Annotated in this window: 19 protein-coding genes; 7 read left to right on the plus strand and 12 right to left on the minus strand. The window is 49.0% G+C overall.

The annotated features are described in order from the left end of the window. Nucleotides 1–6 precede the first annotated feature (6 nt). On the minus strand, nt 7–1,386 hold the full coding sequence (locus Q4488_RS03390; protein WP_303579049.1) for a TRAP transporter large permease subunit: 1,380 nt from the start codon (nt 1,384–1,386) through the stop codon (nt 7–9). Then, nucleotides 1,383–1,937: a TRAP transporter small permease subunit gene (locus tag Q4488_RS03395; RefSeq protein WP_303579050.1), complete on the minus strand. Its 555-nt coding sequence runs from the start codon at nt 1,935–1,937 to the stop codon at nt 1,383–1,385. Before Q4488_RS03395 ends, Q4488_RS03390 begins: the two co-directional genes overlap by 4 nt. A gap of 194 nt (nt 1,938–2,131) precedes the next feature. Here Q4488_RS03395 and Q4488_RS03400 point away from each other — a divergent pair, with 194 nt between their 5' ends. The 3 genes from Q4488_RS03400 to Q4488_RS03410 are packed head-to-tail and all read left to right on the plus strand — an operon-like array spanning nt 2,132 to nt 3,447. Then, nucleotides 2,132–2,728, plus strand: coding sequence for a YjaG family protein (locus tag Q4488_RS03400; protein WP_303579051.1), 597 nt, complete (start codon nt 2,132–2,134; stop codon nt 2,726–2,728). Continuing rightward, nucleotides 2,728–2,988, plus strand: coding sequence for a hypothetical protein (locus tag Q4488_RS03405; RefSeq protein ID WP_303579052.1), 261 nt, complete (start codon nt 2,728–2,730; stop codon nt 2,986–2,988). Before Q4488_RS03400 ends, Q4488_RS03405 begins: the two co-directional genes overlap by 1 nt. A gap of 15 nt (nt 2,989–3,003) precedes the next feature. After that, nucleotides 3,004–3,447, plus strand: a complete 444-nt coding sequence (locus tag Q4488_RS03410; protein ID WP_303579053.1) for a hypothetical protein — start codon at nt 3,004–3,006, stop codon at nt 3,445–3,447. A 30-nt stretch (nt 3,448–3,477) separates the two neighbouring features. On the opposite strand, the gene Q4488_RS03415 is transcribed toward Q4488_RS03410, so the two are convergent. Continuing rightward, complete coding sequence (locus Q4488_RS03415; RefSeq protein WP_303579054.1) at nt 3,478–4,410, minus strand: NADP-dependent oxidoreductase; 933 nt, start codon at nt 4,408–4,410, stop codon at nt 3,478–3,480. Between the two features lie 142 nt (nt 4,411–4,552). On the opposite strand from Q4488_RS03415, the gene Q4488_RS03420 reads away from it, so the two are divergent. Both Q4488_RS03420 and cysZ read left to right on the plus strand, forming a co-directional pair. Further along, nucleotides 4,553–4,777 carry a hypothetical protein gene (locus tag Q4488_RS03420; RefSeq protein ID WP_303579055.1) on the plus strand — a complete coding sequence of 75 codons (225 nt, stop codon included), beginning with the start codon at nt 4,553–4,555 and terminating at the stop codon, nt 4,775–4,777. A 28-nt stretch (nt 4,778–4,805) separates the two neighbouring features. Next, the gene (gene cysZ / locus Q4488_RS03425; RefSeq protein ID WP_303579056.1) at nt 4,806–5,597 is read left to right on the plus strand and encodes a sulfate transporter CysZ; all 792 of its coding nucleotides are present in this window, start codon (nt 4,806–4,808) and stop codon (nt 5,595–5,597) included. 97 nt (nt 5,598–5,694) lie between these two features. Here cysZ and phoR read toward each other — a convergent pair whose 3' ends face one another. The 4 genes from phoR to Q4488_RS03445 form a co-directional block, all read right to left on the minus strand. Then, nucleotides 5,695–7,008, minus strand: a complete 1,314-nt coding sequence (phoR, locus tag Q4488_RS03430; protein WP_303579057.1) for a phosphate regulon sensor histidine kinase PhoR — start codon at nt 7,006–7,008, stop codon at nt 5,695–5,697. A 9-nt stretch (nt 7,009–7,017) separates the two neighbouring features. Next, nucleotides 7,018–7,713 (minus strand): phosphate regulon transcriptional regulator PhoB, encoded by a 696-nt coding sequence (phoB, locus tag Q4488_RS03435; RefSeq protein WP_303579058.1) that lies wholly within the window; start codon nt 7,711–7,713, stop codon nt 7,018–7,020. 105 nt (nt 7,714–7,818) lie between these two features. Then, nucleotides 7,819–8,706 carry a 4-hydroxybenzoate octaprenyltransferase gene (gene ubiA, locus Q4488_RS03440; RefSeq protein WP_303579059.1) on the minus strand — a complete coding sequence of 296 codons (888 nt, stop codon included), beginning with the start codon at nt 8,704–8,706 and terminating at the stop codon, nt 7,819–7,821. A gap of 16 nt (nt 8,707–8,722) precedes the next feature. Then, nucleotides 8,723–9,265: a chorismate lyase gene (locus tag Q4488_RS03445; protein WP_303579060.1), complete on the minus strand. Its 543-nt coding sequence runs from the start codon at nt 9,263–9,265 to the stop codon at nt 8,723–8,725. A gap of 66 nt (nt 9,266–9,331) precedes the next feature. Between Q4488_RS03445 and Q4488_RS03450 the strand changes: the two genes are divergently transcribed. Together Q4488_RS03450 and Q4488_RS03455 are read left to right on the plus strand one after the other, a co-directional pair. After that, nucleotides 9,332–9,931, plus strand: coding sequence for a DUF1415 domain-containing protein (locus tag Q4488_RS03450; protein WP_303579061.1), 600 nt, complete (start codon nt 9,332–9,334; stop codon nt 9,929–9,931). A 248-nt stretch (nt 9,932–10,179) separates the two neighbouring features. Then, nucleotides 10,180–10,467: a hypothetical protein gene (locus Q4488_RS03455; protein ID WP_303579062.1), complete on the plus strand. Its 288-nt coding sequence runs from the start codon at nt 10,180–10,182 to the stop codon at nt 10,465–10,467. An 81-nt stretch (nt 10,468–10,548) separates the two neighbouring features. Here Q4488_RS03455 and phoU read toward each other — a convergent pair whose 3' ends face one another. The 5 genes from phoU to Q4488_RS03480 form a co-directional block, all read right to left on the minus strand. Then, on the minus strand, nt 10,549–11,283 hold the full coding sequence (gene phoU, locus Q4488_RS03460; RefSeq protein WP_303579063.1) for a phosphate signaling complex protein PhoU: 735 nt from the start codon (nt 11,281–11,283) through the stop codon (nt 10,549–10,551). 16 nt (nt 11,284–11,299) lie between these two features. After that, entirely contained in the window at nt 11,300–12,133 is an 834-nt protein-coding gene (gene pstB / locus Q4488_RS03465) for a phosphate ABC transporter ATP-binding protein PstB (protein WP_303579086.1), read from the minus strand. 24 nt (nt 12,134–12,157) lie between these two features. Then, nucleotides 12,158–13,846, minus strand: a complete 1,689-nt coding sequence (gene pstA / locus Q4488_RS03470) for a phosphate ABC transporter permease PstA (protein WP_303579064.1) — start codon at nt 13,844–13,846, stop codon at nt 12,158–12,160. A gap of 26 nt (nt 13,847–13,872) precedes the next feature. Next, the gene (locus tag Q4488_RS03475) at nt 13,873–16,149 is read right to left on the minus strand and encodes an ABC transporter permease subunit (protein WP_303579065.1); all 2,277 of its coding nucleotides are present in this window, start codon (nt 16,147–16,149) and stop codon (nt 13,873–13,875) included. A gap of 161 nt (nt 16,150–16,310) precedes the next feature. Beyond that, nucleotides 16,311–17,282 (minus strand): PstS family phosphate ABC transporter substrate-binding protein, encoded by a 972-nt coding sequence (locus Q4488_RS03480; protein ID WP_303579066.1) that lies wholly within the window; start codon nt 17,280–17,282, stop codon nt 16,311–16,313. Between the last annotated feature and the right edge of the window lie 70 nt (nt 17,283–17,352).

Raw genomic sequence — 17,352 nt, forward strand, 5'->3', positions numbered from 1 at the left:
TTGGGTTTAACCGTAGACGAGATGCGGTAACCACGTTGCTAGCGCAGGCCATTGTGCTAGCGCCAACAGGGCGACGAGTTGAATCATAATAAAGGGAATAACGCCTTTATAGATCTGCATGGTGGAAATACTTTCCGGTGCCACGCCTCGAAGATAAAACAGTGCAAAGCCAAATGGCGGCGTGAGGAATGAGGTCTGCAGGTTCAGTGCGATCATAACGCCAAGCCAAATTGGGTCGAGTCCCATGGCGAGGAGTATGGGAGCTACAATGGGCACAACCACAAAGGTGATCTCGATGAAATCAAGAAAGAAGCCAAGCAAGAAAATCACCAGCATGACTAGTGCGACGGCGCCAAATACGCCACCGGGTAAGTCTGTAAGGAAGTTACGCACCAGATCATCGCCGCCAAACCCTCGGAATACCAGTGAGAAGATCGAGGCTCCGACCAGGATGATAAACACCATTGAACTCACTTGAGTTGTCGAGCGCATGACCTCTTTCAGAATCTGTAAGGTGAAGCAACGACGCGCCATCGCTAAGATGATGGCGCCGAGTGCACCCACGGATGCCGCTTCTGTCGGTGTTGCCCAGCCGCCCAGAATCGAGCCGAGTACTAAGCCAACCAAAAAGATGGGCGGCAGTAGCGCAAAGATAACGCGCTGAAACAGATTGTCCATGGCATCCCGCTCTTCTTTGGGAATGGCAGGAACTGTCGCCGGATGGAAGATGGCTTTAAAAATCAAATAGCCAATATAAGCACTGACCAACAGTAGACCGGGGAGGAGTGCGCCAAGGAATAGATCGCCCACCGTGACGGTTTTAGGTGAATAAATACCCTGCTCAAGTTGTGCTTGCTGATAGGCCGAGGAGATAACATCACCGAGTAAGACCAACACAATGGAAGGCGGGATGATCTGCCCGAGAGTGCCCGAGGCACAGATCGTGCCTGTGGCAACGCCGGGATCATAGCCACGGCGCAGCATGGTGGGTAAAGAGAGCAACCCCATGGTGACAACCGTTGCGCCAACGATGCCGGTACTGGCGGCCAGTAACATACCGACAATGGTGACGGATATGCCTAAGCCGCCGCGAACGGGACCAAATAGTATGGCCATCGTATCGAGCAGTTCTTCCGCAATTTTAGATTTTTCTAGCATCACGCCCATGAAGACAAACAGGGGGACCGCGATCAAGACGGAGTTATTCATAATGCCAAACAAACGATTTGGCACGGCCTCAAGGAAGCTCGCTTCGAAGTGACCGGTCATGATACCAATAGCGGCAAAAATAAGGCCGGTGCCCGCCAGAGAATAAGCAACGGAATAGCCGAGTAGCAAGACAAAGATAGCGCCTAAAAACAGCAGTAGTGGGAGAAGTTCAATCATACGGGATGCTCCTGAGAGTCCTCTTCAATCAGATGTGCCTGTCCGGCTAAGACGAGAATATTACGACCGAGCTCTGCGATACCTTGCAGAATCATGAGTACGGGCATCACTAATAATGAGGTCTTTAAGAGATAGATGGCTTCGATACCGCCGGCTTCTTGCGAGCCTTCCAGGGTATGCCATGAGAAGATGACGTAATCCCAAGAGATCCATAAAATAAACACTGACACGGGTAATAGCAATATTAAAATGCCGATCAGATTGATGATGGCTTTGCCGCGTTCACTCAAGGGTCGATAAAAAATATCGACGCGAACATGGCCGTCATGTTTGAGTGTATAGCCTGCCCCAAGAAGGAAGACAAAACTATGCATATAGATAATGGATTCTTGTAATTGAACATTGCCGATATTTAAAACATAACGCATTACTACGACAGTAAAGGTAACGAGTACCATCAGCAAAGTCAGCCAGGCAATGCTACGCCCGGTCCATTCACTGAAGCAATCGAGTCCTTTTACGAGGGTCGCGAGAGGATTTTTGACATTCATGGTTCATCTTCCGCTAGGAGCTTGAATTTCAGCGGGGAAGTATACAATAAAAAGACAGCGTGAATTAGATGAAAAGTACACGAGAACCGCGATAAACGCGGTTTAATCTAGGAATTTGGTCAATCTTGTATTACAGCTGCAAAATGATTTCTGCGCTGTACAATAGGAGAAAATATAGTTCGGGAGTTTATCTGATGTCACAATGGTTGCTCGAGAATGAGCTGAAGGCACTCGATGGTTGGCAGTTGAGCGCTTTTTCGGTTGCGGTTACTGAGCGTATGTTGCCAAATTTTGCGCTATTTTCAAGCTTACTCGATTTTGGTGATCGGCATCAGATTCGCAGTATTATCGATGGTGTATGGAACAAGTTGAGTAATACCGGTGCGACGATGAACTTTGAAGTTCAGCAAGTCAATGTCGAAGCTAATATGCCTGATCTCGATGTGTTTGACATGTATGGCGCCTCTCCTGCGTTGGATGCCATGGTCGCGTTGTATTCAACGATCAATTGCTTGTTAGAACCTAACCGCACAGAAGCCGCGAATGTGGGTAATCTGTCACTGGAGTGTGTGGCAACGTATATTGAAGTGACCGCCGATACCGATATGTCCGATGAAGAGTTACTTCGTTATATCAATGATCACGAGATGATGCTGCAAGAGGAGCGTTTTCAAGCCGAGGTGATTCGTTGTTTGACGGGGGTTAAGCATCCAAGCAATGGGCTAATAAAAGATTTAAAGACACTCGCTGCGAATGATGGCATCAGTAATATTGGGGTGAGTGAAGGGTAATGATACGACTCGGCTTATTATTGTTGGTGCTCCCCGGTGTGGTATTGATGGCGGGGTTCTGGTTGGAGCTGAGCGATGTGAATGAGTGTGTAGCCGCAGGCGGTTCATTTGACTATCAAGCATCCGCGTGTGATATGAAGAACAAGCACCCGTTTGTGCCTTTTGCGCTGCGCCATCCTCTGTTTGTTAATTTAACCATGCTGGCCTCGGCGGCTGGTTTTATCTGTTGTCTGATTGGACTTTACGTCCGTAAGCGTTGAATAAAAGGGTTGAGCATGAAACGACGTTTTTGGCTGGGGCTGTCACTGGCGATGATTGTTGGTGTTTATTATACCTGGTTGAATGCTCCTGAGTGGTTGGCAGGCTGGAATAAAGAGCATCAGATGATGGTGAATCAGCAACGTCAAGCGGGTATGGCGGCGGGGGAGCAAACCGATCAGCAAGGTTGCGTGTCTCTGGCGTTGCAACGGGTTGAGCACTGTAATGACTCTGAATATCGCTGTACCGTGGGTGGCGGCATGTTTTTTAAAGCCTGCTGGCAGCATAGTCAGCCTTCCGCAGAGGCTTGTGACGGGATGCCTGCTTACCATGAAACGCCAACCGAGGATGATAAAGCCTGGGTTAAAGATCGTTGCACCGCACTGGGTTTATTAGCCAAGGGTTGTCGTTTAATTGTGCGTCAACAGCAACAACTCTGTAGCGCTGAAAAATCCGGCTAAGGTGGCCTTAACCACGATAGCCTGTTGCGATCAGAAGGTGAGAATCAATTTGCCACAGACATGCCCACTCATGCTAAGGGAAAAGGCTTCAGCAGCTTTTTCGAGAGGAAACGTCTCACCGATGTGGAGTTTAAGCTGCTCATCGGCGACTAACTCGCTAATTTGACGCAGTTGTTGTGCCGATGGCTCACAACGAATCGCTTCTACGCGGCGTCGTTGAGCCAGCCCCGCGGCGATGACTTGATCTTTAGTGACCGAGGGTAGGGTGACCAAAATACCCTCGGGTTTGAGACAGGGAAGCGCTTCAATGCCGGTATCGCCGCCGACACAATCGATAATCAGATCCATGCTATTGGTGTATTCACTCAGGCTTTGATGACGATAATCAATGGCGTGTTCACAGCCGAGCGTCGCAAGAAATTCATGATTATGTAGTGAGGCCGTGCCAGAAACATGGGCGCCAGCCCATTTGGCTAGCTGTACCGCGAGATGACCGACACCACCGGCGGCGCCCAGAATCAACACCTGTTGCCCCGCTTTTAATTCGCCTTTCTCAAATAGCGCTTGCCAAGCGGTGAGGCTGGCTGTCGGTAGGCCTCCGGCGGCCGTTAGATCGGCCGCATCGGCTAAGCGAGCTATCTGCTCTGCTGGGGCGGCGATATATTCAGCATAACAGCCTGCGGGTTGAGGAAAGCGAATCATACCAAAGACGGCTTCATTGAGCTTAAAATCGGTGTCTCCAGGGTCGGCAACGAGGCCCGAGAACTCCCAGCCGGGAATAAACGGCATGTCTGTAATAAATTGACTCGCACCCCCACCAGAGCAAGTCTTCCAGTCAATTGGATTAACTCCGGCTGCGGCGGTCTTTACCAATACTTCGCCAGGACCGAGCTGCGGTCTGGATTGTTTACTGTAAATCAGCTCATCAAGGCCGCCAAACTGATGTATTGATATCGTATGCATAAGAAACTCCGGTGAGTAACAAGTAAGCGATGTGCGTGAAAGGTGTTTGTCTTCACATAAAGTTATAGGCTAAAGCCACCACTAATGCAGCCTATTTCTGTTAATCTTAGCATCCTAAAGAATAACGAATGGTGATAAGCAAATGACTCTGGTGATGTTAGAACAGCTGTTAATGATGGTGGGGCTTGGTGTCTTTCTGGTGTCACTGATACTCTATGTTCTGCGAACCAGTGATGTGAAATCGATACTGATCTTCTGGCAGGCAACGATCAATTTTACCAAACGAGAGTTTATGATTAATCGGATTGGTTTGTCGATGATGTTGTTGGCGGTGGTGGTGCGTTTTTATAATCACTTTTTTGCCTGACCCAGCGGACTAATGAATTGAGGGAAAGATGAAAGGAAACCCGTTACGCGGCGCGAACTATCTATTGCGTGGTCTGGCGATGTTGCCAGAAAAAGGCATTCGACATTTTGTGATAGTGCCTTTGATAATCAATATTTTTATTTTTACCGGTGCTATCTGGTTGCTGTTTGATCAAATGGGATATTGGATTGAGTATCTCTTGAGCGCTATCTTGCCGGATTGGGATTGGCTGCAGTTCATACGTTATATTTTATGGCCATTTATTGCCATATTAGTGCTGATCGTGGTGTATTACAGCTTTAGTGTGGTGGCGAATATTATCGCCGCGCCTTTTAACGGTATTTTATCCGAGAAGGTCGAGCAACGCTTACGCGGCGTGACGTTGACGGATTCTGGTTGGAAGGAGATTGTGGCATTAATCCCGCGTACGATCGCGCGTGAATTATCTAAACTAGTCTACTATCTGCCGCGCTTATTGCTGCTGATCCTACTGGCCTTTATTCCGGTCGTGGGTATGATTGCACCTATTTTGTTGTTCCTGTTTGGTTGTTGGATGATGGCAATACAGTATTGTGATTACCCGATGGATAATAACAAGATTAGTTTTCGGGATATGAAAGATTCTCTCAAGCAGCGTCGACTGACCTCGGTAGGATTCGGCGGGTTGATCTCATTGGGCATGATGATTCCACTACTTAACCTTTTATTGATGCCGGCAGCGGTGGTGGGTGCAACGATTTATTGGGTGGAAGAGTATACCGATGGTAGCGATATCGATCTGAGTGGATTGACGACTCAGGGGCGCTTGAAAGAGCGATGATCAGGAATAACCGGTAATCCCTTATCGGTCAGCTAAAAACGTACTTTCGAGTGCATTTTTTGGTTTCATAGTCACGCTAAAGATATATCCGTGAGGCTTAGTCTGCTTCGGTTTCTTTTGTGGGAGTCGGTGCGATGAGTTCGCTAGGGAAGTGACAGGTAAACGTGCTGCCTTTACCTAAATGGCTACTAATCGAGAGCTTTCCGCCATGTCGCAACATCACGTGTTTGACAATCGCGAGACCCAAACCGGTGCCGCCACTATCAGATGAACGGCTTTCATCGACGCGATAAAAGCGTTCTTGTAAGCGGGGCAGGTGAATACTATCGATTCCTGGCCCGTTATCTTTAACGGCCAGATGACCGCCCTGTTTATCGGTCCACCAGCGCAACTTGATCACGCCGCCTGCCGGGGTATAACGGACCGCATTGAAGACCAGATTAGAAAGCGCACTGTAGACTTCAGATTCTTGCCCTAGGAGGATGCTATTGGCTTCTAGATTCAGTTCAATGGTCTGCTTTTTATCCTGACCTAGGGCGAGTGCATCTTCTCGAATACGGGCTGCGATTGAGTGGATAGGAATAGGCAGCTCATCGGCGACATGAGCACTGGTTTCCAAACGGGATAGCAGTAGCAGATCGGCTACCAGGTTCTCCATGCGATGGGATTGGCTTTGCATTTGACTCAAACCGCGCTGTAATGGCCCTGGTAGTTCTTGATCGAGAAAGGTTTCCAGGTAGCCGCGGATAACCGTAAGTGGTGTACGTAGTTCATGAGAGGCGTTAGCGACGAAATCCTGACGCGTTTGTTCCAGTTGTTTGAGGCGTGTGATATCCCGTACGATAAGAATGCGATCACCGGCACCAAAACGGGTAATGCGATATTCCAGCACGATATCGTGTTGTATCGGCGAGGATAGTTGCAGCGGATCGTCGTAGAGGTTTTTGCGGTAATAGCGAACAAAACGTGGATCACGCAGAAGGTTGATAACCGAGCGACCTCGATCGGTTTGGGTTTTCATTCCGAGCAGCTTTTCAGCGGCGCGGTTCCACCACTCTAGATTGTTATGGGCATCGATAATCACAATGGCATCACTGAGAGCCGCAGATGATTGCTGAAACCGGTGAATCACATTACGTAACGCTTGAATGCGTAACTTCTGACGCTTTTGATCTCTAGATATTTCATCAAACAGCTCGCCCCAGTGGCCTCTGCTTTCGGGAACATCGGTATGTTCAATGCGCATCAACCACTGCTGTAGGCGGTTAAATTGTTTGATCTGATAGGCGGCCCAGCCAAGTAGCGTGCATGCTAAGATCCAACCGGGATAGCCAATGATAAAACCGAAAAATAAACCCGCCGTCAGTGTGAGTAAGAGATTGCTGACTATCGTATGACTCGAGTTATACATGCGTCAGACTCAGGTTATCTGCGATGAAAAGCGGTAACCCGTACCGCGAACGGTTTGAATCAGGTAGTCATGGCGTTCGCCGAGCGCCTTACGTAGGCGACGGATATGCACATCAACGGTACGCTCTTCGACATAAACATTACCGCCCCAGACAAGGTCCAGCAACTGACTACGTGTGTAGGCGCGATCTTGATGAGTCATAAAAAATTGCAGTAAGCGAAACTCTGTGGGTCCTAGTTCTAATGGCTTAAGTTCAGAACTCACCCGATGTGATACCGGATCCAATGTCAGATTATCAATCGTTATTGGCTCTTCAATTCCTTTCGGTGTTGTGCGGCGCAGGACTGTTTTCAAGCGTGCCACGAGTTCTCGGGGAGAGAAGGGCTTGGTAATATAGTCATCAATACCGGTTTCCAGACCTTGAATTTTATTGTCTTCATCGGTTTTTGCGGTGAGCATAATGATGGGAATGTCGGATGTCATCTCATCTTTGCGCAAGCGACGCGCAAACTCAATGCCGCTGATACCCGGCATCATCCAATCCAGCAAAACCATATCTGGTTTACGATCAACGATCATGGGATGAGCCGCCTGTGCAGAGTCAGCCTCCATACAGTCGTAGCCAGCCATTTCGAGTGCCACTGCGATCATCTCGCGAATCGGAGCCTCGTCATCCACAATCAGAACGCATTTACCCGACGTCATGACCAATCCCTCATTTTATTTCTTTGTATTTAAGACGGTCATATTAGATGATGAAACTGTTACAGAAATATGACAAAGCGCCAGCCTAAGCAAGAGAATGCATCATTAAATTGTTTGATAGTGGATTAAGAGACCGATAAATACCGCCATACCCGCGTAATTGTTGTTGAGAAAGGCACTGAAACAGGCATCTCGTTGACGTTCTCTGATGAGGTATTGCTGATAGATAAAAAGCCCTGCCATCACCATGACACCGAGGTAGAACCAGATGCTCAGCTGTAATTGTGCCCCGAGTAGCAGCAAAATGATCAGTGTGAGTAGCTGCAATAAGCCAATAATCAGCTTATCCATATCGCCGAATAATACGGCCGTCGATTTAACCCCGATCCGAAGATCATCATCGCGATCGACCATGGCATACATGGTGTCATAAATCACGGTCCAGATGACCGCGCCGGTATAAATAAGCCAGCTGATCAATGGTACCTCACCCAGAGTAGCACTGAATGCCATCGGCACCGCCCATGAAAAAGCCATACCTAAAACCACTTGAGGTAGATGAGTATAGCGTTTCATAAAGGGATAACAGAAGGCGAGGATAATCCCGCCGACGGATAAGTAGACGGTGATCGAGTTGGTAAACAGCACCAGGAGAAAAGCAGCCAGTGATAAGGTGATGAACAGCAGAATGGCTTCTTTGGCCGAGATTCTGCCGGCTGGCAGAGGCCGCTGTGCGGTACGCTTCACATGGCCATCGATATTGCGGTCGGCAAAATCATTAATAACACAGCCCGCTGAGCGCATTAAGAATGTGCCTAGGGTAAAGATAAATAGTAGTTTGATGGATGGGATGCCTTCGGCGGCAATCCACAACGCCCATAGAGCCGGCCATAGCAGCAAGTAAGTGCCGATGGGGCGACTGATGCGCATCAGTTCGCCGCAGGCTTTGAGCTTCTGTCTCGCAGGGCTTAACGTGTGAGTACCCGATTGCATAATGAAAGATCCGTTTTTATTGGTTGGGGTAGTTTACCTGTTGCAGTGCCGGCAGGAAAACCTCGGCAACCAGCAGCGGTTTATTGGCGAGATAGAACAACGAGCGGCGCGCCCATGTCATTTCGCCGGTGTTTAAAGTTAGACGACTGATTTCCAGTGGACTTCGTTTCATGGACGGATCACGAAACAAAACACTGCCCAGCGAGCGGGAACCCAGCGTGTGCAGCTTGCGCTGTTTTCCGGTGAGTGTCGAGGCGGGGATAATGGTGCGGGCAAAGACCCAAGGCTGATGATAGCCGAGTAACTGAACTTCTCGGATTAACACTTTTTGCCGGCCTGAAATATTCAGCGCACGCGCCTCGGCACGACTCGGCCGTCCCCACTCTTGACGCAAAACCTTAACCTTAAAATGACCGTTACTGGCCTGAATAAGTCGCTGCGTTAGCGAACCATTGTCCAGTAGCCATTTACGCCAGATACGCGGCGCATCGGTGGTTGCTGGGCGTTTTAAGGCATACCAACGGATGTCAAAACGATTCTGATTGAGAGCTACAGACACAATAATTTCTCAGCAAAAAAAATGCCTGTATAGTACCCTAACAGGCGTGAAAAGTATTGGTTTGGCATGGCTCAGAGTGAAGTGAACAAGATGGTTAAAGCGCAACAAAGCTATTCAGTAGAACAGATAGAACAGATGACTCGGTTATGGGTCGAGACGATGGTTGTTGGCTTAAACCTTTGTCCCTTTGCTGCGCCGGTTGTTAAGGATGAGACGCTGCGTTTCGCGATTACCGATGCTGACAATGACGCCGCCCTGACACGCGCTTTTTTGGCGGAAGTTGAGCGGCTCCTCGCGGCCGATGAGCAAACCATCTCCACCACGCTGTTTATTGTGCCAACCGGCTTGGAAGATTTTTACGATTATCTCGATCATTTACGCTTGTTTGAAAGCTTGTTACAACAGGCTGGCCTGGAAGGGGTGTTACAATTGGCAAGCTTTCATCCCGGCTATCTGTTTGCCGGTGTGGCTGCAGATGATCTGAGTCATTGGAGTAATCGAGCACCCTGGCCCACGTTTCATCTTATTCGAGAAGCCGAGGTGAGTCGGGCGCTGGCTCATTATGCCCATCCAGAACAAATCCCCGAGCGCAACATTAAACGTTTAAGAGCCCTCGGAAGAGACGCTTTGATAGCGCGTTTCCCGCCGTTTGCCGATTATTGTTAGTGTGTTAGATACCGCGGCTATTTCAAGTTTGAGGCGAGATGAGGCTTATTGTTTGCCTTTAGAGGCTTTGTAAGCCGTTGCCACTGAGGGTAGATTTTAGCAATTAATGCTCGCTAGGTGAGTGCAAGCTATGTGCTAATTACGATAATATTTGCACATTGTATGTGTAATGAAGATCATTAACATAGGCGTTAGTAACCAACGGATTACCGTGCGCTGAACAGATGTCATGATATTAGGGTGAAAGTGTGCCAGTTGATTTAAAGAAGAGCCCTCAGGGAAAACTGGGTGGCAGGAAGCATCCGTCACGCAAAATTGGCGAAGCGACTTGTGATATGCAAGGCGAGCTGTGGGATCTGGATGCTGTTTTTTTACAGTGGATGAAACAATTAGAGCCGGGATGGAGTGGTGGCAGTCTATCCTCTGATATGCTGTCGGTGTTAAAGAACACCGGTAAATTTGAGGCGCATGGCTTTTTACTCACCGCGGCACCGATTAGCGGCGGTAAGATTGGCTTACGTATCGTCACGCTTTGACGGTTTAGCGCACTCGCGTTAACGGCCTAAACCGCAGAAAGGCAGCTCGAAGGCTGCCTTTGATGTACATTATCGCGCGATTTATTTCTTATGCTCGACTTCGCGTACTGTGCGCTTAATCTCTTTTAGACTGCTATGACGGACGTCAGTGCCGCTGACCAAATAGATTAGGTGTTCAGCCATATTGCGGGCATAATCGCCAATCCGCTCGATACTGCGTAAGATCCACATCACGTTCATAATGCTGGTGATATAACGCGGGTCTTCCATCATATAGGTCATCAAAGAGCGCATGGCGGTGCGGTACTCTGAATCCACCTCTTTATCCTGCTTGGCAACCTTATAGGCCATCTCCGCATCACTGCGGGCAAATGCCGTTAAGCAGTTTTGCAGCATATCGCGAACGAGATTGCCAATGTGGCGAACTTCCTGATAACCACGGATATTTTTGCCGTCATTGGCTAGTTCGATGGCGTAACGGCAGATGCGGCTGGTTTCATCGCCGATACGCTCTAGATCGCTAACGGCTTTGCTGACTGAGATAATCAGTCGCAAATCGGCGGCGGTAGGCTGACGACGGGCGATGATCAGGGTGCATTGTTCATCGATCATGATTTCCATATCATTGATCGCCTGATCGCTTTTACGGGCTTGATCGGCCTGCTCGGTATCACCCGAGACCAGTGCGTCGACGGCATCGGTTAATTGCCGTTCAACGAGGCCGCCCATTGTTAGCAGTTCGGTGCGAATCTGCTCCAGCTCTTCATTGAAGCTCTGGGAGATGTGACTGCTATGATGATCCTGTTCGTAACTCACTTTGATGCTCCCCTAATTAACCGTAGCGACCAGTAATATAGTCTTCTGTTTGTTTTTTCTCTGGATTAGTGAACAAGCGATCGGTGACACCAAACTCGATGAGATCGCCCATATACATAAAGGCCGTGTAGTCGGAAACACGCGCGGCTTGCTGCATATTGTGAGTCACAATCACGATCGTGAAGTCTTTTTTAAGTTCGTTAATCAGCTCTTCTATCTTCAGTGTGGAGATAGGATCTAGTGCCGAGGCCGGTTCATCCAATAATAACACTTCGGGCTTCACGGCGATGGTACGGGCGATTACTAAGCGCTGCTGCTGACCACCGGACATGCCCAGTGCGCTTTCGTGCAGGCGATCTTTGACTTCGTCCCAGAGGGCCGCGGATTTCAGTGCCCACTCAACGGTTTCATCGATCACGCGTTTTTTATTAATACCCTGAATCCGTAAACCGTAAGCAACATTTTCATAAATGCTTTTAGGGAATGGATTGGGCTTCTGAAACACCATGCCAACACGGCGACGTAGATCGGCTACATCGATGCCACGTTCATAGATGTTCTCGCCGTACAGGCTCATGTTACCTTTAATACGGCAGCTATCGACCAGATCGTTCATCCGGTTAAAGCAGCGTAATAGGGTCGATTTACCACAACCCGATGGGCCGATAAAGGCGGTGACTCGGTTTTTGGGAATATCCATGCTCACGCCATGCAGGGCGCGTTTATCGCCGTAGAACAGCTCGAGATCGCGAACTGTCAGGGCAATGGTCTCATCTTCAAGGCGCAGACTTTGATTCTGACGCTGAAGAGCGGAAATATCGATTGAATGGGTCTTAGCTTCCATAGTCATCATTAAACCTATCTAGTATGCGGCTTACATCTCAAGCGCTTTATATTTTTCGCGTAAATGGTTACGGATCGCAATGGCTGACATGTTCAGCAATGCGATAACCAAAACCAAGAGCAGGGCGGTGGCATAAACCAGTGGCCGAGCTGCCTCAACGTTGGGGCTCTGGAAGCCCACATCATAGATGTGGAAACCCAGGTGCATAAATTTCTGATCCAAGTGGATGAAGGGGTAGTTGCCATCCAAGGGTAGGCTCGGGGCCAGTTTAACCACCCCAACTAGCATCAATGGCGCCACTTCACCGGCAGCCCGAGCAATCGCCAAGATGACACCGGTCATCATCGCCGGGCTTGCCATGGGTAGGACCACCTTCATCAGTGTTTCAAACTTCGTCGCTCCCAGCGCCAAACTGCCTTCTCGCAGGGCACGAGGAATACGACTCAAACCTTCTTCAGTGGCAACAATCACCACGGGTACCGTCAGTAGGGCGAGTGTTAGAGAGGCCCACATCAAACCCGGAGTACCAAACGTTGGCGCGGGTTTGGCGGCGGCGAAAAACAGATCGTCAATGTTACCGCCTAGGAAGTAAACAAAGAAGCCTAGACCAAACACACCATAGACAATCGACGGCACGCCGGCCAGGTTATTCACCGCGATACGAATGAGTCGAGTGACAAAACCCTGCTTCGCATACTCGCGCAGATAAACGGCGGCGATCACCCCAAAAGGAGTGACCAACAGCGACATCAGCAGCACCATCATCACGGTACCGAAAATAGCCGGGAAGATACCGCCTTCGGTATTGGCTTCCCGAGGATCATCGCTGACAAACTCCCACAGCTTAGCCGCATAATGGATCATTTTCTGGCCCATGTGCATATCATTCGGGCGGAAGATACGAACAATCTTAGCCAATTGAACTTCAACAACCTGTCCCCCAGCGACTTCCGCCGTTAATGAGTCACGGTTAATCTGTGTATACAGGTCGATTAAGCGTTGTTGTAAATCTTCATAGGCAAGATCTAATACTTTACGCTGCTGATTAATCGCTTCGAATGGCGCTGAGTCCGTGACGTTATCCAACTGTAAGCCTCGCTCTTTCAGTCGGAGGCGTTCCAGTTCATAGTTGATAGCACCGATTTCATGCTTCTCAATCTCGAGAATATCGTCATGAATTTGCAGCACACGTTCAAGCCGCTCATTTAGTTCGCTCCAGAGAGCAATATAGTCAGATGATTTTTCATAGCCATCGAAGCGAGCGATCTCGGTACCGTCTTGTTTCAGTGAACGGAGATAACCGTACAGATTGCCCCATTCGCGCCGTTCGGCGGTAAACAGCATTTCTGGATAGGTTTGCTCTGTGAAAAAAGCCTCCAGCGCCCAAGTAAAGTCAGAACCGTATATATCACGGTTACCGACTTTAAGCAGATGACGAGTGGAAAATTCATCATCGGTTGTTAGTTTGATGCCGGCCTCAAGTAACTGCTTGGTGAGCACTTCATTGGTTTCAACAATTTCGCCGACGACCGTTTTCGATTGAGCATCAATCGTATAGGAGCCTTGCACGATGCCTGCTGGCCAAAAGTGACTCAGTCCTCGTACCGCAATCAAGCCCAGTAGGCCGACAACCATAATGATACAGATGGCGACGGCAGCGGCATTCATCCACACCCACGGTGAGCCGGATTTAAACCATTCTTTTGCAGAGATGTTCATATCTGTTATTTCCTCAACAGCTCAGGTTACAGGGAGCCATATTTATTGCGTAGCCGTTGACGGATGGTCTCCGCCAGAGTGTTGACCGCAAAGGTAAACATAAATAGCACAAAGGCAGCCAAGAAAAGGATGCGGTAGTGTGTACTACCGACTTCAGATTCCGGCATTTCGACAGCGATATTGGCCGCTAGAGTACGCATGCCTTCAAAGATATTGACATCCATAATCGGTGTGTTGCCGGTGGCCATTAATACGATCATCGTTTCACCAACCGCTCGACCCATGCCAATCATAACCGCGGAAAAAATACCCGGGCTCGCGGTCGGCATCACCACGCGTGTCAGCGTTTGCCAAGGGGTTGCTCCCAGTGCCAGTGAGCCATAGCTGAGATGCTTAGGCACCGCGAAGATGGCGTCCTCGGTGATCGAGAAAATAGTCGGAATGACGGCAAAGCCCATGGCAATACCGATGACCATCGCGTTGCGCTGATCATAGGCGATTCCCAGATCGTTGGTTAACCAGTGGCGCATGTTGCCGTCAAATAGCACGAGCTCGATTGAGGGGCTAATGCTGATACTGACCCACGTTGCCAACATAATCACGGGAATGAGGAGTAAAGCATCCCAGCCATCCGGTACCAGCCAGCGAATCTGCTTCGGCATCTGCGCCCAAGCAAAGGCAAAGGCGAGGACGGCCAGCGGCAGTAATAACAGTGTGACAAAAATGCCTGGTAAGTTCTCCTCCATAAAGGGAGCGAGCCAGAGACCCGCTAAAAAGCCAAGGATCACGGTAGGCAGTGCTTCCATCAACTCTATAAACGGTTTAACTTTGCGACGTAGCGATGGCACCATGAAATAAGCGGTATAGATGGCGCCGCAGATGGCTAACGGCGTTGCCAGTATCATGGCATAAAAAGCTGCCTTCAGGGTGCCGAAAGCCAGCGGCATCAAGCTAAATTTAGGCTCGAAATCATTGTTAGCCGCAGATGACTGCCAGATGTAGCTAGGCTCTTCATAGCCTTCATACCAAACTTTACCCCAGAGCGAACTCCAAGAGACTTCTGGGTGCTCATTATCGATATGCAGCAGCGTCAGCTTACCGGCCTGTTCAATCAACGCCGCATTGGCTCGTGGCCCCAGCGTGATCATCGAAGCATCCGCTTGCGTGACATTTTTGACCAGCACGTTTGCGTTAGCCGTGCTGTTATAGAGACGCAGGTCGCCTGCGGTATCGATGGTAGCAAAGCCTTTACGGCGGTGCTCAATAGCGAGATCGGTGACGGAGGTATTACCGGTGTCAAATGAACGGATTTTAGTCATTTGCCACTGACCTTGATCGTCACGTACTAAGAACCATTGTGAAACTTCACCTTTGGCGTTGCCAAGCAGAATGGCGTTACCGCCCAATAAAAGATCAAAGGTGGTGATCTTACTCGATGACGCGTTGAGCACTTGAGTGATGATGGGTTCGTCTTTATTGCGTAGACTAACCACCGCCATTTTACCGTTCTCGCCGGCGACAAATAACCAAGCCAGATCAGGCATCAGTAGCATTTTCTTTATTTTGATACCGAGATCTGGCAGATGGGTTGTGGATTGCTCAAGTTCGACATCGCCAGTAAACATATTCTCTGTTTGCGAGATGAAGATCGCTTGGAGGTTTCCCTGAGTGCCGCCGATCAGCGCATAGCTACCATCACTGCCGCTGACGGTAAGTTGTTCCAGTGGACTTGAGGCGACATCGATCGGTTGTTCGCCCAATGGAAAGGTAATGCTGGGCAAGATCACTCGCTGACCATCGGGGTAGGTCGATTTATAGGTATGTTTAAATACCATCGCCTGACCATTACTCAGGCCTAGGGCAAACATGCGGCTGTTTTCGGAGACCATCGCAAAGCTAGTAATCGTGGTGTTGAGAGGTAGCTGTGCTTGATGACGTTTGATGATGTCACCCGAGGTAGTGCTGAAAAACACCATCTCTCCTTGATCGGTGACGCGTAAACCGATCTCGGCCTGCTCTTCCATCGCCATATACAGCGTTTTGCCGGCACCAGGAAGCGCATAGGGTTCAACGATTTGATTGTTATGTTGCCATGGTTGCACTTCAGCCGAACGGAACATCGGCAGTACTTCATAGAGAAGATAGAAAAAGATCAAAAGGATCGCGATGATGACGCTGATGCCACCTAAGCCGATGCCGACGCTGGCCATCTTGTCTTTGAGTGCCCGGAGTTTGCGTCCGCGACGAGCGGCCGGCGTATCAAAATCCAGATCAGGAATAGCGGAGCTGTTCTCTATATTCATGACAAATTTCTACAATGATAAAAGTGATGGCGCCAAGATAAACATAATTGATGACAGAAATGTTACAGCGCTGTAATAAAACTTTTATAACTAAAAAGGAGCCTGCGAGGGCTCCTTTGTTAGTTGCAGGATCTGAGGTCAGATCCTGAGCAGTGGCTGTTTTACAGGCCGAGTTCCTTCATCTGCTTTTCAACCAGAGAGGCGGGCAGAGGGATGTAGCCATCTTTAACAACGACTTCTTGACCGACTTTAGCCATCACCATTTTCAGGAATTCACGCTCAAGTGGCGCTAAGTCTTGACCAGGCTTCTTGTTAACATAAACATACAGAGCACGTGCCAGAGGGTAAGAACCGTTCAGCGCATTTTCAGGTGATGCTGCAACGAAAGGAGTACCCGCTTTTTTGGTCAGTGGCAGTGCACGAACAGAAGAGGTCTTGTAGCCAATACCTGAGTAACCGATACCGTTCAATGAAGTTGAAACAGACTGTACCACAGAAGCCGAACCCGGTTGCTCGTTCACGTTGTTACGGAAGTCACCTTTACAGAGCGCCTTTTTCTTAAAGTAACCGTAAGTACCGGAGACAGAGTTACGGCCAAAGATCTGGAAGCCTTGATTAGCGATAGAACCGGTCGCACCAACATCACCCCAAGTGTTGACTTCTTCAGCCATTCCACACTTACGAGTAGAGGAGAAGATTGCATCAACCTGAGGAATGGTCAGGCCTTCAATGGCGTTATCTTTGTTGACGAAAACGGCCAATGCATCAATAGCAACAGCAACAGGGGTTGGCTTGTAGCCAAATTTCTTTTCAAAGGCGCCGAGCTCTTTGTCTTTCATTTTACGTGACATTGGGCCCAGATTCGATGTGCCTTCAGTCAGTGCTGGCGGCGCAGTAGAAGAGCCGGCTGCTTGAATCTGCACGTTGACGTTAGGGTAAGTACGTTTGAACTCTTCAGCCCACATAGTCATCAGGTTAGCCAGTGTATCTGAACCAACAGAAGACAGGTTACCGGAAACGCCAGATGCTTTCTTGTAAGTTGGCAGGTTCGCATCGATTAAATCAGATGCGGATGCAGTCATGCAAGTTGTTGCTAGGGCAACCGCGGCAAAAATTTTCTTCATTGGTTTCATTACAAGCTCCACAGAGTAGGGTTTGAATACGCTTTAAAAACGATCAGTATTAATTCGATGAAGGCAATAT

Origin of the sequence: Amphritea sp. 1_MG-2023, from assembly GCF_030547545.1 — a bacterium.
Lineage (GTDB): Bacteria > Pseudomonadota > Gammaproteobacteria > Pseudomonadales > Balneatricaceae > Amphritea.